14 protein-coding genes and 3 pseudogenes are annotated in these 15,958 nt (G+C 66.9%); 6 read left to right on the forward strand and 11 right to left on the reverse strand.

The window, feature by feature from the left end; translation table 11 throughout:
• Window positions 1–110 precede the first annotated feature (110 nt).
• From fdxA to K9S39_RS00700, 4 genes are all read right to left on the reverse strand, one after another.
• The gene (fdxA, locus tag K9S39_RS00685) at window positions 111–437 is read right to left on the reverse strand and encodes a ferredoxin (RefSeq protein ID WP_248861351.1); all 327 of its coding nucleotides are present in this window, start codon (window positions 435–437) and stop codon (window positions 111–113) included.
• Window positions 434–748 (reverse strand): hypothetical protein, encoded by a 315-nt coding sequence (locus K9S39_RS00690; protein ID WP_248861352.1) that lies wholly within the window; start codon window positions 746–748, stop codon window positions 434–436. The genes fdxA and K9S39_RS00690 overlap by 4 nt, the downstream gene beginning before the upstream one ends.
• Window positions 749–865: 117 nt before the next feature.
• The gene (locus tag K9S39_RS00695) at window positions 866–2,089 is read right to left on the reverse strand and encodes a cytochrome P450 (RefSeq protein WP_248861353.1); all 1,224 of its coding nucleotides are present in this window, start codon (window positions 2,087–2,089) and stop codon (window positions 866–868) included.
• A 192-nt stretch (window positions 2,090–2,281) separates the two neighbouring features.
• Window positions 2,282–3,838 (reverse strand): aspartate aminotransferase family protein, encoded by a 1,557-nt coding sequence (locus K9S39_RS00700; protein ID WP_248861354.1) that lies wholly within the window; start codon window positions 3,836–3,838, stop codon window positions 2,282–2,284.
• A gap of 372 nt (window positions 3,839–4,210) precedes the next feature.
• Between K9S39_RS00700 and K9S39_RS00705 the strand changes: the two genes are divergently transcribed.
• Entirely contained in the window at window positions 4,211–5,188 is a 978-nt protein-coding gene (locus K9S39_RS00705; protein WP_248861355.1) for an ATP-binding cassette domain-containing protein, read from the forward strand.
• Window positions 5,185–6,258, forward strand: a complete 1,074-nt coding sequence (locus tag K9S39_RS00710; RefSeq protein WP_248861356.1) for an ABC transporter permease — start codon at window positions 5,185–5,187, stop codon at window positions 6,256–6,258. The genes K9S39_RS00705 and K9S39_RS00710 overlap by 4 nt, the downstream gene beginning before the upstream one ends.
• Here the strand turns inward: K9S39_RS00710 and K9S39_RS00715 are convergent.
• The gene (locus K9S39_RS00715; RefSeq protein WP_248861357.1) at window positions 6,243–6,782 is read right to left on the reverse strand and encodes a hypothetical protein; all 540 of its coding nucleotides are present in this window, start codon (window positions 6,780–6,782) and stop codon (window positions 6,243–6,245) included. The genes K9S39_RS00710 and K9S39_RS00715 overlap by 16 nt on opposite strands.
• Between K9S39_RS00715 and K9S39_RS00720 the strand changes: the two are divergent.
• The 3 genes and pseudogenes from K9S39_RS00720 to K9S39_RS00730 form a co-directional block, all read left to right on the forward strand.
• A pseudogene (locus K9S39_RS00720) lies at window positions 6,739–7,596 on the forward strand (transposase); the annotation flags it as partial. The gene K9S39_RS00715 and the pseudogene K9S39_RS00720 overlap by 44 nt on opposite strands.
• A gap of 680 nt (window positions 7,597–8,276) precedes the next feature.
• The gene (gene ltrA / locus K9S39_RS00725; protein ID WP_248861358.1) at window positions 8,277–10,079 is read left to right on the forward strand and encodes a group II intron reverse transcriptase/maturase; all 1,803 of its coding nucleotides are present in this window, start codon (window positions 8,277–8,279) and stop codon (window positions 10,077–10,079) included.
• A gap of 73 nt (window positions 10,080–10,152) precedes the next feature.
• Window positions 10,153–10,671: pseudogene (locus K9S39_RS00730) on the forward strand (IS30 family transposase); the annotation flags it as partial.
• Here the strand turns inward: K9S39_RS00730 and K9S39_RS42625 are convergent.
• The 4 genes and pseudogenes from K9S39_RS42625 to K9S39_RS00745 form a co-directional block, all read right to left on the reverse strand.
• On the reverse strand, window positions 10,619–10,891 hold the full coding sequence (locus K9S39_RS42625) for a transposase (protein WP_406708114.1): 273 nt from the start codon (window positions 10,889–10,891) through the stop codon (window positions 10,619–10,621). The pseudogene K9S39_RS00730 and the gene K9S39_RS42625 overlap by 53 nt on opposite strands.
• 142 nt (window positions 10,892–11,033) lie before the next feature.
• Window positions 11,034–11,261 (reverse strand): annotated as a pseudogene (locus K9S39_RS42630) (IS3 family transposase); the annotation flags it as partial.
• A gap of 628 nt (window positions 11,262–11,889) precedes the next feature.
• Window positions 11,890–12,759, reverse strand: a complete 870-nt coding sequence (locus K9S39_RS00740) for an SDR family oxidoreductase (protein ID WP_319949520.1) — start codon at window positions 12,757–12,759, stop codon at window positions 11,890–11,892.
• A gap of 42 nt (window positions 12,760–12,801) precedes the next feature.
• Window positions 12,802–13,236 carry a DUF3995 domain-containing protein gene (locus K9S39_RS00745; RefSeq protein WP_248861361.1) on the reverse strand — a complete coding sequence of 145 codons (435 nt, stop codon included), beginning with the start codon at window positions 13,234–13,236 and terminating at the stop codon, window positions 12,802–12,804.
• Between the two features lie 441 nt (window positions 13,237–13,677).
• On the opposite strand from K9S39_RS00745, the gene K9S39_RS00750 reads away from it, so the two are divergent.
• On the forward strand, window positions 13,678–14,193 hold the full coding sequence (locus K9S39_RS00750; protein WP_248861362.1) for a hypothetical protein: 516 nt from the start codon (window positions 13,678–13,680) through the stop codon (window positions 14,191–14,193).
• A 221-nt stretch (window positions 14,194–14,414) separates the two neighbouring features.
• Here the strand turns inward: K9S39_RS00750 and K9S39_RS00755 are convergent, their stop codons facing one another.
• Together K9S39_RS00755 and ureG are read right to left on the reverse strand one after the other, a co-directional pair.
• Window positions 14,415–15,248 (reverse strand): urease accessory protein UreD, encoded by an 834-nt coding sequence (locus K9S39_RS00755; RefSeq protein WP_248861363.1) that lies wholly within the window; start codon window positions 15,246–15,248, stop codon window positions 14,415–14,417.
• Window positions 15,245–15,949 carry an urease accessory protein UreG gene (gene ureG, locus K9S39_RS00760; RefSeq protein ID WP_248861364.1) on the reverse strand — a complete coding sequence of 235 codons (705 nt, stop codon included), beginning with the start codon at window positions 15,947–15,949 and terminating at the stop codon, window positions 15,245–15,247. Before ureG ends, K9S39_RS00755 begins: the two co-directional genes overlap by 4 nt.
• Window positions 15,950–15,958 lie beyond the last annotated feature (9 nt).

The following is a 15,958-nucleotide window of genomic DNA, read 5'->3' on the forward strand; positions in this document are numbered from 1 at the left end:
CATGCCGATCATTCCCGCCTCACCTCACGTGCGCGGGCCGGGCGCCCTCAGCGGTGTCCACAACGCTGCGGGTCAATGCGTCGAGGACGTCGGAGTCGTTCTCGTACGCTTCAGGGCCGGCGGCCGGCGGGCCCCAGCCGGTCGATCAGGGGATGGTCGTCGGTGAGGGGTTCGGCACCGGCGGCGCCGCCGGGTGAGCCGAGGGTGGCGAAGACGTCGGCGTTGGCGGGGCCGTAATCGGTCCAGTCGGGTGGGAGGTCGTCTTCGTAGAAGACGGCCTCGACGGGGCAGACGGGTTCGCAGGCGCCGCAGTCGACGCATTCGTCGGGGTGGATGTAGAGCATCCTCCGGCCTTCGTAGATGCAGTCGACGGGGCATTCCTCGATGCAGGACTTGTCCTTGACATCGACGCAGGGCTGGGCGATCACGTAGGTCACAAGGGTTCCTCGACGGTCCAGATCGTGCCGATCGGGTGGGGTGCCGCACAGGGCCCGGCACCGGCTTGTGGCGGTACACGCACGGCGTGCGGGCGGTGATGGCCGGCGGTGTGCGGCGCGTAGAGCGGGGCCGGGTGACGTGAGCCGTGGCACCGTGTCGAGCCCGGCAGTTTCCGCAGAACGCCGGCCGCGGCCGTGTCACGGCGGCGGGCGAGCAGGTCCAGGGAATTGCCGTCGCTGTCGACCGCGCGCACCGGCCCCGGCCCGACGCCCTGGGCGGGCGGTCGAACCCGGTACGACGGCGTGTCCACGTGCCTGCGGCAAAACCCCGGCCCCGGGTGAGCGTGCCGCACGAGGCGGCCCTGACCTGACAACACACCGGGGGTGCCCGTCTGCGGCCAGGGTCGGCGAGCGGCCTTGGCGTGGCGTCAGACCGTGATCGGTACGTCCTTGGCGCTGCGCAGCTCCACACGGTCGTTCCACGCCACGTCGCCGGCCGGCGCCAGGGAGCCGAACCGGTCGACCAGCCTGCTGATCGCGATCCGGCCCTCCATCTTGGCCAGCGCCGAGCCGAAGCAGTGGTGCACGCCGGCGCCGAACGACACGTGCTGACGTGCGTGGGGACGGTCGATGCGCAGCTTGTCGGCATCCTCACCGAAGTGGTCCTCGTCGCGGTTCGCGGCCGCGATGGCGACCATCACCAGCGAACCGGCGGGGATCTCTTTGCCCCGCAGCGGATACGGCGCCGTGGTGATCCGCCTGGTCTGCTGGATCGGCGGGTCGTAGCGCAGGAACTCCTCGACGGCGTTCTCGGCCAACTCCGGCCGACGGCGCAGCAGCTCCAACTGGTCGGGGTTGTGCAGCAGCGCGGCCACGCCACCGCCGATCAGGCTCACCGTCGTCTCGTGCCCGGCGGCGTAGAGCAGCAGCACCTGGGCGACCAGTTCATCGGCGGTGAGCTTGTCGCCCTCGTGCTCGGCGGCGATCAGCGCGGTCAGCAGGTCGTCAGCCGGGTGGGCGCGCTTCCAGTCGATCATCTCGCGGGTGATCTTGACCAGTTCCTGTATCGCGGCCATACCCTCGATCATCTCGGCCTCGTCCAGCAACTCGGGCGAGCGGTGGATCTTGCCGGTCAGCTCGCGTATCCGGTCGCTGTCGGCCGACGGTGTGCCGAGCATGTGCGAGATGACCGCGAACGGCACCGGGAACGCCAGCTCGTCCATCAGGTTCACCCGGCCACCGTCGGCGATCCGGTCCAGGGCCTCGTCCACCAGCTCGGTCACCGTCGGCTCCAGCGCGACGACGGACCTCGGCGTGAACGCCTTGGTCACCAGCGACCTCAGCCGCGTGTGGTCCGGGGGATCCACGTCGAGCAGGGACAGGCTCATCACGTTCGCCGCCTCCACCATCGCCGGCGGCAGCTCCTGGGCTTCGGCCGAGTCCTCGGCCGAAGCGCCGGCCAGGTTCTTTTCGTTCACCGACATCCGCGGCGCGCGCAGAATCGCGGTGGCGTCGTCGTGCCGCGAGACCATCCAGTAGCCGGCGGGATGCTCGTGCACCGGGTCGGTCCTGCGCAGCCTCGCGTAGTGCGGATAAGGGTCGTCGGCCAGCCCCGGCAACGACGGGTCGAACAAGAGCTCCGTGTCGGTCACAGCACATCCCTGCTTGTTGTCGGTGACGAAGTGATGCACAAAGAATTTCGCGGCGCGCGCGTGTTCCTCTTCCGGCAGGCCCGTTGCCGCTCGAAGCGAGAAGCGGAAGCGGTTCAGCGACGCGGGAGAGGTGCCGTGCAGATCTGTGCGCCTCGGCAAGCCCACGGTCCCGCGCCGGAGAAGTGCCCGCTGTCAGGCGAAACGGCTCGCGTCCTGGTCTTGCAGGATCTGGCAGACGTCGCGGAACGCCACGTCCACCTGGGCGATCTCCTCGTCCGAGAGGTAGATCGACGGCTCGAAGCGCAGAGTCTCGTCGCTGCTCGCCGTGGAGAAGATGCGCACTCGGTGCTTGCGCAGCAGGTGCCCGCCGATGATGTACGACAGCGCCTCGTGCTCGGTCGCCTCACGGATCTCCGGCGATGCCGACCCCGACTGCTTGTGGATCTCGAACCCGAGCATCAAGCCCTTGCCGCGGACGTCTTTGACGACGTCCGGGTAGTCGGCCTTGATCGCTTCCATCATCGCCCGGGCCTTCGCACCACGCTCGGCGGCCAGCTGGTAGGCCTTGCCGTCCTCGGCCTCCAGCATCTGCACGACCTTCACGGCCACCAGGCTGGAAAAGCCGTCCCGGCCGAAGGTGGAGGTGTGCATCATCTCGAATTCCTTCTGGTACCGATGCTCGTTGATCAGCACCACGCCGAGCTTCGCGATGCCGCCGCCCAGAGCCTTGGCAAGGACGATGTAGTCGGGCCTCAGACCGATCTGCGTACCCGCCAGAAACGTGCCCGAACGCCCCATCCCGCACTGGATCTCGTCGGCGACCAGCGGCACCCCGATCGTGTCGCACGCCTCGCGCAGCGCACGGGCCAGCCGGGCCGACAGCGGGACGATACCGCGCTCACCCATGATCGGCTCGACGACGAACGCCGTGAACACCGGGAAATCACGCTCCGCCACCTCCACGACACCGTCGCGGACCACCACGTCCCACAGCGTGGCGCGTTCCTCCTCGACGACCTTCGCGATCAACTCGGGGCGGTCACGCGGGATGAACCGGGTCTGCGCGGCAAGCGCCTTGAACGGAGCACGGAACGCCTCGTTGTAGGTGAGCTGGACGCTGCCGATGAGCTTGCCGTGGAAACCGCCCTCCAACGCCAGCAACAGCGGCGGGCGCTGCCCGGTGACGGCGTTGCGCCGTGTCACCTCGGCCACCAGGTCCTCGAAGCCGCCGCCGTGCGCGAACGCCGCGGCGGCCTCGGAGAGCGCGGCGCCCCGGGCCACCGCCCGGCGCGCCTGCTCGACGTGCCCGGCGATCTCGTCCCTCAGGCCGGCGATGCGCATACCGCGCTCAAGTTCGGCGTGCTTGACGGCGATCTCGACCGCCTCCGCGCCCGTGTTGCCGAAATGAGCGAAGAACCTGTCCTCGGTCTCCAGCTCACGCCGGACCACCGTGTTCAGCTCGGCGGCGAGGTTGAGTGCGAACGTATAGCCGGCGAGCTGGGTGTGCACGGGAGTCTGCTGATCCAGCAGCCACTTGGCGTGCGCGACGATCTGCGGGTGGTGGTGCCCGAACATCAGCGAACCGAACCCGCCGGCAGCATCGAAGACGCCGACCTCGGTGCCGTCCTCGGCGACGTGGTACAGCGTGTTGCCCTCGGCGCGCACATACCGCACCGCCAGGCCGAACTCGTTCAGCGTTTCGATCATGAACGAGTCCGCGAACTCGGGCGAACCAATGGAGGAGCGCATCGTTTTCTCCGATTGACAGGTCGAAAAACTGCGTCCGGCAGGTTTTCCGTCACTTCCGGACATGAAGGTCCGCCCGGCACCATGTCGCCGAGTTGCCCTGGCTACAGCCCTATCACCGACGATGTCCACCCCTCTGTCCGCTTGGCAGGTTCAGGGCACATCCCCGGCGCGTGTGGCAGTTTCCGGACAACACCGGACCGTCACCGCGCCAGGTCACTAAAGTCGCACTGCCACGGCGTGGACGCCGCCGGGCCGGTAGCCGTGGTGACCCGGAGCGCATCCGCCGTGCATGGCCGACGGCCACATGAACGCGCCGGCAGTCCCACCGTCCGGCGCACAGGGATGCGGACGGGAGACGGAAGTGAGCCAGCTATGACCGTGCCTGCGATCGAGGCCACCGGCATCGTGCGGAAGTTCGGCAACACCCGGGCTGTGGACGGAGTCGACCTGTCCGTCCCACCCGGCATGGTCTACGGAGTGCTCGGCCCCAACGGCGCCGGCAAGACCACGACGGTCAAGATGCTCACCACCCTGCTCAGACCACACGAAGGCGAAGCACGGATCTTCGGGCACGACGTCGTCCGCGAGGCCGACGCGGTGCGCTCCAAAATCAGTCTCACCGGACAGTACGCCTCCGTCGACGAGGACCTGACCGGCACCGAGAACCTGGTCCTGCTCAGCCGCCTGCTGGGCTACCACAAACCGCAGGCACGCAAGCGCGCAGCCCAGTTCCTCGAGGCCTTCGGCCTGACCGAGGCCGAAGGCCGGCAGGCCAAAACCTACTCGGGCGGCATGCGGCGACGCCTCGACATCGCCGCATCCCTCCTCAACACACCCGACGTACTCTTCCTCGACGAGCCGACCACCGGCCTCGACCCGCGCAGCCGCAGCCAGGTATGGGACATCGTCCGGGCCATCGTCACCCGGGGCACAACCGTCCTGCTGACAACCCAGTACCTCGACGAGGCCGACCAACTGGCCTCCCGCATCGCGGTGATCGACCAGGGCAAGGTCATCGCCGACGGCACCCCCGGCGAACTCAAGGCATCCGTCGGCGGCGGCAGGATCCACCTCCGGCTCCGCGACGCCCACCAACGACCGACAGCACAGCAGCTGCTCACCACCCACCTCGGCGCCACCGTACAGCCCGAAGACGAACCCGTCGCCCTCACCGCCCAGTTGACCGGCAACAACCAACGCACAGCAGCCGAACAGGCCTCGCGGGCACTGGCCGAACTGACCGGAGCAGGCATCACCGTCGACAGCTTCGCACTCGGGCAACCGACCCTCGACGAGGTGTTCCTCGCCCTGACCGATCACCCCGCCACGACCGAGGAGGCCGCAACATGACCACCATCGGCACCGAGCCCACCCGCAACTGCCTTCAACCAGGGTGCACCGGCACGGTGATCGCCGGCAGCTGCCAAACGTGCACAAACCCAGCCCCACCAACGCCCCAGCAAACCCCCAGCCCACACGACCAAACCAGCCCACACGACCAGACCGGCCGGCAGGACCAGACCGGCGGGCAGGACCAGACCGGCGGGCAGGACCAGACCGGCGGGCAGGACCAGACCGGCGGGCAGGACCAGACCGGCGGGCAGGACGAGGCGTCAGCGGTGACACACCTGGACACCCAGCTCAACGCCGGCCACAGACCGCCGCGGCCGTCCGCATGGTCGGCGTCGGTCACCTTCGGCTGGCGCGCCATGCTCAAGATCAAGCACCTGCCGGAGCAGATGTTCGACGTCACCGTCTTCCCGATCATCATGGTGCTGATGTTCACCTACCTGTTCGGCGGGGCACTGGCCGGATCGGTGACCGACTACCTGCAATACCTGCTGCCCGGCATCATGGTCACCAGCGTCATCATGATCACGATGTACACCGGCGCAGGCATCAACACCGACACCCACAAAGGCATCTTCGACCGGTTCCGCACCCTCGCCATCTGGCGCCCCTCACCACTGCTCGGGGCACTGTTCGGCGACGTACTGCGATACCTCACAGCGGCAACGGTAATCCTGCTCCTCGGACTCGCCCTCGGCTTCCGACCACAAGGCGGAGCCGGCGGCGTGATACCGGCAATCGCACTACTGGTCGGATTCGCATTCGCACTCTCCTGGCTGTGGACCATGATCGGACTGCTGATGCGGTCGGAGAAATCGGTGATGGCCCTCAGCATCAACGTACTGTTCCCACTGACATTCCTGTCCAACGTATTCGTCGAGACGCACACCATGCCCGGATGGCTCCAGACAGCCACCGACCTCAACCCCATCACCCACCTGGTCACCGCAACACGCAGCCTGATGCACGGCACCCCGAACGGCACCGAAATCACCTGGGTCCTCATCTCAGGAGCAACCCTCACCACCGTGTTCGGCACACTGACCATGCGCATCTACAACCGGAAATAACCACCCCAGCACGGCACACACCAAGACCCGGCACCCACCACCGCCCACCAAGACCAGAACACAGCACACACAGCCACCTGAACCGCCCCCAGTTCCGTAGCGGCCGGATTGCCTGTTTTCAGGCGGCGTTCGAGGTCGCCTGGGATCGGCAGTGCTGGGCTTCGAATTCCTCGGGTGGGAGTAGTCGAGGGCACAGTGCAGGCACTCGGTGTTGACCAGCCGACCCACTGCACGACGGCACGTTCGACCTGGTCAACGTCCCACCACGGGCCTTGGCACTCGATCAGTTCGGCCTTCAAAGAGCGGTTCAGGACCTCCGCCATCGCGTTGACGTAACCGTCGGCGACGAAGCCAACGGACGCGGCCGCACCGGCCTCAAGCAGCCGCCCGCCATAACGGACCGACAGGTATTGGGCGGATTCAACTGGTCGTCGCAACACCTTGATCGTGGAGGTGTTGATGGGCAGGCCAGCGGGCTGGATGAAGGAGCTGACCGGCAGGTCACCGATGAAGTCGCTGGGCAAGCCGTCGCTGCGACGCGACGTGGAGCGGTTGTTCTGGCGTGAGGTCCGCAAAGGGCTCACCAGTGAGGAGGCCGCGATCGCGGTCGGCGCGTCGCAGGCGGCTGGCGGTCGGTGGTTCCGGGAGCGTGGCGGCATGCCGACGTTCCTGCGTGTCCCGGTCACGGGCCGATACTTGTCGTTTGAAGAGCGGGAAGAGATCGCCCTGTTGAAGGCTCAGGATGCTGGTGTGAGAGAGATCGCCCGCCGGGTCGGCCGCCATCCCTCGACCATCTCCCGGGAGTTGCGCCGCAACGCGGCCACCCGTGGTGGCAAGCTCGACTACCGGGCGTCGGTTGCCCAGTGGAAGGCGGAGCTGATGGCCAGGCGCCCCAAGTCGGCCAAGCTCGTCGAGAACGACCGGCTGCGCGACTATGTCCAGGACCGACTGTCCGGAGAGGTCAGGGCACCGGATGGAACGACGGTGACGGGGCCGCATACGCGGGCGTGGAAGGGGCGGAACAAGCCGCGACGCCAGGATCGCCGGTGGGCGACGTCCTGGAGCCCGGAGCAGATCGCCCACCGGCTCGAGTTCGACTTCCCTGAGGACGAGACGATGCGGATCTCGCATGAGGCGATCTACCAGGCGCTCTATGTCCAAGGCCGCGGTGCGCTCAAGCGTGAGCTGGTCGCCTGCCTGCGTACCGGGCGGGCATTGCGGGTGCCGCGCGCACGCTCGCGGCGACGGCCTGGCGGGCACGTCACCCCGGACGTCGTGATCAGCGAGCGGCCGGCCGAAGCGGAGGACCGTCAGGTGCCCGGCCACTGGGAGGGTGACCGTGCGACACGATGCCGCACGAATTTGAGTGGACTGACCGATTGGAGAGGCGGTTGATGAAACCGTAGGTGCAGTCACGGGTCCGTGTCTGTATGACCCGTCCCCGCCCTTGACGTGCGATGCCGGCAACGGCGTGGTGCGAAGCTCAGGGGAAAGCCCAAGGACTTCCGTTCCATCCGGGAGTTACCGGCAAGGGGAAGACCGGACGGGTGAAGCAAATGAACTCCCGATGATGCCTCGTGATCCCAAGCCCCGCCGATGGAATGCGTGAGTGGGGTGCATGGCTAGCCGTTGAGAAGCGGCAGGCGCTGGCCGGTAGAGGTCACTCCGGCCAGGTGGACACCGCCGCCTCGGGGTAAAGGGAGCACCCACCCCGGTCGTATCTCATTCGTGTGGAACGTGGAAACCCCGTTGCGGTCCGGGCCTCTTTGGCTCGGTCAGCCGACCGCGAGGAAGGCTCAACTCCCCAGCGGGAACAGGACGGCCCAACAAGCCAACGCCGGAAGCCGAAAGGAAACGGGAAAGCGGTGCATCATGACCGGCCTCTCCGCCGGACGCCTCGCATAACCGTCCGGATACGGGCGCACTGCCCGGACCCGAAAGGGTGCTGACGTGGGCCGGGTGAGCCTGTGCAGAATCACTGGATAAAGACGACGGAACCGAGGGGCAAGTTGGACACCATGCAGATAGTGGACGGATCGGCCCCGGCCCTTCCGGCTGCCTCTGTGCCGGTGAACGGACCCGAGGGCGAAGACTTGGACTGGGCGTCGATTGACTGGCGGCGGGTCGAGGAAGACGTACGGCGTCTGCGGCAGAGGATCTTCACGGCATCGCAGGCAGGGGACTTGAAGAAAGTCCGCAATTTGCAGAAGCTGATGCTCCGGTCTCGCTCGAACACACTCCTGAGTGTGCGACGGGTAACGGAGATCAACGCTGGACGCGCGACGGCGGGAGTCGACGGAAAGGTCGTGTTGATGTCCCAGTCCAAGGCCGCATTGGCCCACTGGGTCCAGCACCGCGCCCGACCGTGGATTCCCAAACCCGTCAAAAGGGTGTTCATCCCCAAACCGGGAACCATGAAGAAGCGCGGACTCGGGATTCCCGTGATTGTCGACCGGTGCCTGCAAGCTGTGGCACTGGGAGCATTGGAGCCCGAGTGGGAAGCGCGGTTCGAGCCGAAGTCGTATGGCTTTCGGCCCGGCCGCGGCTGTCACGACGCGATCGGGGCCATCTACTCCACGCTCAACGGGAAGAACCCGCAGCGGGCGTGGGTACTCGACGCGGACCTGACGGCGGCGTTCGATCGCATCGACCACGCCCGGCTCATGGCCGCACTCGGCACCTTCCCCGCCCGGGGATTGGTCCGGCAGTGGCTGAAGGCCGGGATCGTGGATCGCGGTCGGTTCGCCCCGACCGAGGAGGGAACTCCGCAGGGTGGGGTGATCAGCCCATTGCTCTTCAACGTGGCCCTGCATGGAATGGAGGAAGCCGCAGGGGTCCGCTACTACACCACCGGCAGAGATGCCGGGAGTGCACAAAGCGGCAGCCCTGTGCTGGTGCGGTACGCAGATGATTTTGTCGCGATGTGCACAAGCCGTGAACAGGCTGAACAGGTCAAAGAGCGGCTGGCTGCCTGGCTGACGCCCAGGGGACTCGCCTTCCACGAGGACAAGACACGAATCGTCCATGCGGAGAGCGGGTTCGACTTCCTGGGATTCAACGTCCGCCGCTATCACGGCAAACTGCTAATCAAACCGAGCAAAGCGGCTCAGCGACGGATCCGGGAACGGCTCAGCACCGAAATGTTGGCCCTGCGAGGGGCAAACGCCGGTGCAATACTCAAGAAGATCAACCCGATCGTGCGGGGTTGGTCGGCCTACTACCGGACGGTGGTGTCCAGCGAGATCTTCACGGCGCTGGACAATCACATGTGGAAGCTCGCTTACAAGTGGGCCAAACACAGCCACCCGAACAAGCCGAAGCACTGGATATCCGACAAGTACTTCGGCCGGTTCAACAGGACCAGGAAGGACCGATGGGTGTTCGGCGACCGCGACAGCGGCGCTTACCTCCTCAAGTTCTCCTGGACGAAGATAGTCCGGCACCAGCTGGTCAAGGGAAAGGCGTCCCCGGACGATCCCACCCTGGAATCCTATTGGGCTCAGCGGCGCCGCAAGGGCACCCCTCTACCAGTCGACGCCATGACCGTACGCCTACTACAGGCACAGCACGGCCGTTGCCCGATCTGCGGAAGGCTCCTGCTGCACGCCGACCACTCGCCACAAAGCCCACGAGAATGGGAAGCGTGGCGGGTCGTCATCCGGAAGGCGATCTCCAAGCAATACATCGCGTTTCCAGACGAGAGCACGCCGGACGGTCAACGAATCCGTCTCCTCCACACTCATTGTCAACGGCGGAATGGAGCCGCCGCAATGACAAGTCCAGCACCTTCTCCTGCCAGCCAGCCTTTGGGGCTTGCTTGAGCCGTGTGCGGCGAATAGCTGCTTGCACGGTTCTGAGGGGGCGGGGACGCAGTAATGCGTCCCCGCTACCCGACTCATCATCGGCACCGACCGGTCCGCGATCGGCACGCTCGTGGAGCGCACGACCAGGTTCACGATGCTGCTGCACCTGCCACGGATGGAGGGCCACGGGATCGAGCCGCGGACGAAGAACGGGCCAGCCCTGGGCGGATACGGCGCGGAAGCCATGAGGGACGCACTCGCGGCCAGGATCACCACCCTTCCTGAGCAGTTGCGCCGCTCGCTGACCTGGGACCGCGGCAAGGAGCTGGCCCAGCACGCTCAGCTGACGATCGAGACCGGGCTGCCAGTCTACTTCGCCGACCCGCGCAGCCCGTGGCAGCGCGGTACCAACGAGAACACCAACGGCCTGCTGCGGCAGTACTTCCCGAAGGGCACGGACCTGTCCCGCTGGAACGTGGACGAGATCGATGCCGTCGCCACCACCCTGAACTCCAGGCCCCGAAAGACACTCGGCTGGAAGACACCCGCAGAGGCCCTCAACGAACAGCTACTGTTGATCCAACAGGCCGGTGTTGCGACGACCGGTTGAATCCGCCTTGCGAGCCGCGATCACCGTGGTGAATCAGACCCGAACCCTTCTTGATCCCTCGCCGCCACAACGCCATTTCCAGGGCGTCCAAGGGGAGATCGGTACGCATGTGGGTGGCGAGCTGCCATCCGACGATCATCCGTGAGTAGACGTCCAGGACGAAGGCGACGTAGACCCAGCCCGACCAGGTGCGGATGTGGGTGAGGTCGGCGACCCACAGCTGGTTGGGCGGCGGGCGGTGAAGTGCCGGTCGACCAGGTCCGGTGGCCTGGGGCGGACGGTTCGGGGATGGTGGTGCGGCGCCGCTGCCCGCGGATGACGCCTCCCAGACCGTCCTCGCGCATCAGCCGCTCGATGGTGCAGCAGGCCGCAACAATGCCTTCGCGCCGCAGTCGGCGGTGTACGCGCCGGGCTCCGTAAGTCTCACCGGAGGTGGCGTGGATGCAGCGGAGGTGCTCAATGAGTTCTTCATCGCGCCGCCGGCGGGCGGATTCCGGGCGCTTGCGGCAGGCGTTGCATGCCGAGACCGACAGGTCCAGTTCCCGGCATACGAGCTCGACCCCGACGTCGTCGCGGAGGTGGCTGATCACCGCGTCGGCCTCGTGCGAGGCTGATCGAGCTCCTTCGCGAAAAACACCGACGCAGCCTTCAGGATCTCGTCCTCCCGCCGCAACCCGGCCATTCCCCGGCGAAGTTGGGTCAACTCCGTTCGCTCGGCGCTGGCCAGCACGTCAGGCCGACTGCCCTGGCCGGCCTCAGCATGGCGTCGATCACCTGCCCGGCCTCATCCCGGACAGTCGACCTCCTGAACAAAAACACACCGACGGCTTCGAGGACTCATCAGCCCACCCCAACCCACAACGCCCTTACGGAAATTGCCCAAGCCCCCCCGCTCAGTGCTCGTGAGCCCCCGTCACACTCGCTGCGGCCGGCCCCGGCCTGGCGGGCGACCTCAACCGCGCAGAGCCCTATAAGGACACCGAGATCCCTCGCGACACAGACGACCGGACAGCCGGCGGTCCGAACCCCGCGGACCGCACGCTCACCGAGCCCGTCCCGGAGCTCACCGGGTACCACCGCGATGCCGGTGATCTCCCTCACCAGCACCCCAACCTGGCATCACGGCACCACCAACCTCAACACACCTCAACCCACCAGGACCACCACACGCCACACACAGCAGACTGCCGCCAACCCACCCCGCGGTGCGCCCCCTGCTCAACCACCCGAGGAACCAGCAGCCGAGCGGATCTTCCCGTCCAGATACCGGCGGAGCAACGGACCCATCACACCACCCCAGCCGGCCAACAGCCGAGTAGAACCATCCAGATAAATCAACGGCCTCCCCCGGTCCAACCCACGCAGAACCCCCCGCGCGACAGTCCCCGGCGCCAGCGGACTGCTGGGATTGGGAATCGCATCAAGCTCCGCCGGCCGCTGCCGCTTCTCCTCGGCCAACTGCGGAGTATCCACATCCGGAGGAAACACACCCGCCACCCGTATCCCATGCGGACACAGCTCATTACGCAACGCCTCGGTCAACCCTCGAACGGCGAACTTGGCCGGTCCATAAGCCGTATACCCACACACCCCGACCAACGCAGCCGTCGAGGCAACCGTCACCACCGTGCCACGACCCCGACACACCATCCCCGGCACCACCGCACGCACCGCCCACAGAGTGCCGAAATAATCCACCTCCATCATCGTACGGAACACATCATCGGGCATCTCAAGGAAATAACCCGGCCGAGCCTGCCCAGCCGAAGTCACCAACACCGCACAGGGACCCGCCTCAGCCTCCAACTCCCCCACCGCAACCGCCAACCCCACCGGATCACAAACATCCGCACTACGCGTAAACACCCTGGCCCCGGCCTCCCGCAACCCCTCCGCCGCCACAGACAACCGCCCCCCACCACGCGCCACCAACGAGACCACCGCACCCCGCACAGCCAACTCCCCAGCCAATGCCAAACCGATACCACTCGAACCCCCCGTCACAATCACATGCTCACCCGGCCGCAACCAATCCCGCTTCCCCACCAAAACCCACCCCCACCAAAAAACACTCCAACACAAACCCACACCACCGCAACGAAAACCGCCGCAACAGCCCCCGACACCACCTCAATAACGCTTGCTCGCAGCCACCGCAACGATCCCGCCCAGCACACCAAGCACCACACACAACGGCGAATACAACACACTGTTCAACCGCCGAAACTCAACAACAGCACCCGAATTCAACAAATAACCACCCAACCCACGACCAAGCAAAGCCACCGTCAGACCATACATACCCACCAACCGCAACCACCCCGGACCAACCCCCGGAATCGACTCATTCACCATCAAAGTCAACACCGCACCACCAACCAACGCCAAACCCACCACAATCGCACTCAACGCCGACGGCATCACCCCATCATCACCACCACCAATCGCCCTGGTAAACGCCACCTCATCCTTCAACGGCCACGGAGAAAAAGCCCACACAAAATGCAACACACCAACAACCGCAAGAACAACCGCCAACCCCACAGGCACCACAGTGCGGACCATAACCAGCACCTTCAACTCGAACCAACACGACAACACCCCCAGTATGACAACACCACCCCCCACACCCACCGCCGGGTCCCGCCAACGCGCCGACTGATGGCGGTTGTTGAGGTGTCAGCCTCGATCCGCCGCGGTGAATCCTGCCCTTCGAATTCGGGAGGGTTCCTGGTGACTTTTCCGTCTGCGGGCAGGACGGGGTTCCGGGTGGCCGTCCGGTCGCGGCCTCTTTGAGGTTCTCCTGTCGTGGGCGGCAGTCGGACGCGGGTGTCAGGTGCGCAGGCGGTGGCCGGTGACCTTCCACAGGTCGGTGAAGACGGCTGCCCAGCGCCGGCGTTCGGACAGGTGCAGGGATACGGCGCACGCCGGCGGCGATCCGGGCCGGAATCTGGATCAGGTGGCGGCAGATGGTGCCGGTGCGGGCCCTGGCGTTCCGCTCCGCCCATGAAGCCGCTGCTGTCTCCAACGAGCCGGAACCACCTCCGATGCCGGACGACTTCCTCGACATCCACGGCCGGCCCCGCCCCATCGTCACCACCATCCGCGAGCGGCACCGCGCCGTCCAGGAACTCCACGCAGCAGGCCGCCCTGCTCGGAATCAGCCGCGACCTGGATCTCGACTACTACTCGGTCCGCCGCTACGCACGGACGGAGAATGTCGACGAGCTGCTGGTCAAAGTCACCCAGCACCGGACCAAACCGGACGACTACAAGCCCTACATCTACCGGCGCTTCACCGAAGGCTGCGACAACGCCAGACAGCTCTTCCGTGAAGTCCTTGACCAGGGCCTCCCGGGCGAACGGACGACGGTCAGCCGCTACGTCCGCCTGCTGCGGGAGGGCATGGTGACCACACCTCCACCGCCGGCGCAGACCCGCTGCACCCTCCACACCCGCATCAGGCCCACGCGACTCGCCTCCGCCCCCATCCCATCGCAGGCCAGCCCTGCACCCCATTGAGCGCGATACACCAGGGTCAGCAGCGGTCCAGCCGGCTGTCTCCGACAAGGAACCTGAGCCCAAATAGCCGCAGTTCAGAGCGCCGTTGACCCCCGAGTCGCCATTGATTCCCCAGCCCAGAGCCCGGATTCGACTCCGTCACCCGCTCCATAGCGAAGCCCCAGGTCAGCGGCCTGGGGCCTGTTTCAGTCGACGGTGTACCTGGACGAGCAATCGGATGATCACTGCTCGCTGACCTGGGCGGGGCGACGCACGGTGGACTGTGCGGTGTCGAGGAGGTGGCGCAGGCACAGGCCGTCCGGGGCGACGGCGGTGGCCAGGACGGCAGGGCCGGCCAGCGGGGTCAGGACTGCATGGCCGTCTTCGGGTGCGTCGCCGAGGAGTCGAACGTCCGGGGGTGTGGTCTCGAAGGCCGGATCGGCGATCAGGAGTTGGCCGGTTGCGCGGTGGTCGGCGAGGACGGCTGGGCCGTCCCAGCCGGGTGCGCCCGGGCCGTATGCGGCTTCCTGGGCGAGCAGGGTGCGTCCGGCGCGTCGGACGGTGAGTCGCGTGGCCACATGGCCGGACGGTTCGCGGGCACGTCCGAGAATTTGCTCTTCGCGCAGGATGAGCCGGGCGGTGGGGGCGAGGTCGACGGTCCAGGTCTGCTGCAGATTGCTGCCGGCGGCGCAGATCAGCGGCTTGGGCAGCCAGCGGAGTTCCGCGCGTTCTGCGACGGTCAGATGCACGTCGTAGGTGGCGTGGTCGGGGGTGGGGCCGCGCAGGGCGAGCGTTGCGGCGGCGGAGGTGATGTGGAGTGTCGTGTCCGGTTGGGCGGTGGCCTCGATACGGAGCCGGTCGCCGCCGAGGGGGGCGCTCATGGCGCCGACGACGCACACGCGGGCTTCGGTTCCCCGTGAGCGCAGGCGCCGCAGTTCGAAGGGCCCGTCACCGTCGAGGACGGGCAGGGTGGTGACACCGCCCCGGTCGGCCGCCGTGATGCGGGCGGTTGCGTGTACGCCGACGGCCGGTGCCTGCTGGACGGCTGGGGCGTTCTCTTCGGCAGTGAGGCTCATGCGGTGGAGTCCGCGGTCCAGTCGGTGAGGCGTTCGCGGACCCAGTCGGAGACCAGCGTGACGCCACCCTCGGACGTGAGGGAGGTGAAGGCCACGGGGAGTTCGCCGCGCTGGGCCTTGGCGTCGCGGGCCATGCCTTCGAGGTCGACGCCGACGTAGGGGGCGAGGTCGGTCTTGTTGACGACGAGGAGGTCGGCGGTGGTGACACCGGGGCCGCCCTTACGGGGAATATCGTCGCCGCCGGCCACGTCGATGACGAAGATCTGCGCGTCGACGAGGCCCTTGGAGAAGGTGGCGGTGAGATTGTCGCCGCCGGACTCCACCAGGATCAGGTCGAGGGGGCCGACGTTCTCCTCCAGGTCCTCCACGGCCTCCAGATTGGCGGAGATGTCGTCGCGGATGGCGGTGTGGGGGCAGGCGCCGGTCTCGACGGCTGTGATGCGCTCGGGCGGCAGGACGGCTTCACGGAGCAGGAATTCGGCGTCCTCGCGGGTGTAGATGTCGTTGGTGACGACGGCGATGGACAGCTCGTCGCGCAGGGCGCGGCACAGAGCGGCGACCGTCGCGGTCTTGCCGGTGCCGACCGGGCCGCCCAGGCCGATGCGCAGGGCGCGGCGGGTGCCGTCGGGGCGGGCCGGCCCAGCCGCGCTGTAGGTGTGGCGGTGCGGGAACTTCTCGTCGAGTTCGTGGTCAAGGTGCATAGGGGCCTC

The organism is Streptomyces halobius (assembly GCF_023277745.1).
In the GTDB taxonomy this organism is placed as follows: Bacteria; Actinomycetota; Actinomycetes; order Streptomycetales; family Streptomycetaceae; genus Streptomyces; species Streptomyces halobius.

Bases quoted from the DNA above. Each gene is read 5' to 3' on its own strand.
- K9S39_RS00700 (WP_248861354.1), bottom strand. From the start codon at position 3,838: ATGCGCTCCTCCATTGGTTCGCCCGAGTTCGCGGACTCGTTCATGATC.
- K9S39_RS00705 (WP_248861355.1), top strand. From the start codon at position 4,211: ATGACCGTGCCTGCGATCGAGGCCACCGGCATCGTGCGGAAGTTCGGC.
- K9S39_RS00710 (WP_248861356.1), top strand. From the start codon at position 5,185: ATGACCACCATCGGCACCGAGCCCACCCGCAACTGCCTTCAACCAGGG.
- ltrA (WP_248861358.1), top strand. From the start codon at position 8,277: ATGCAGATAGTGGACGGATCGGCCCCGGCCCTTCCGGCTGCCTCTGTG.
- K9S39_RS00745 (WP_248861361.1), bottom strand. From the start codon at position 13,236: ATGGTCCGCACTGTGGTGCCTGTGGGGTTGGCGGTTGTTCTTGCGGTT.
- K9S39_RS00750 (WP_248861362.1), top strand. From the start codon at position 13,678: ATGAAGCCGCTGCTGTCTCCAACGAGCCGGAACCACCTCCGATGCCGG.
- K9S39_RS00755 (WP_248861363.1), bottom strand. From the start codon at position 15,248: ATGAGCCTCACTGCCGAAGAGAACGCCCCAGCCGTCCAGCAGGCACCG.
- ureG (WP_248861364.1), bottom strand. From the start codon at position 15,949: ATGCACCTTGACCACGAACTCGACGAGAAGTTCCCGCACCGCCACACC.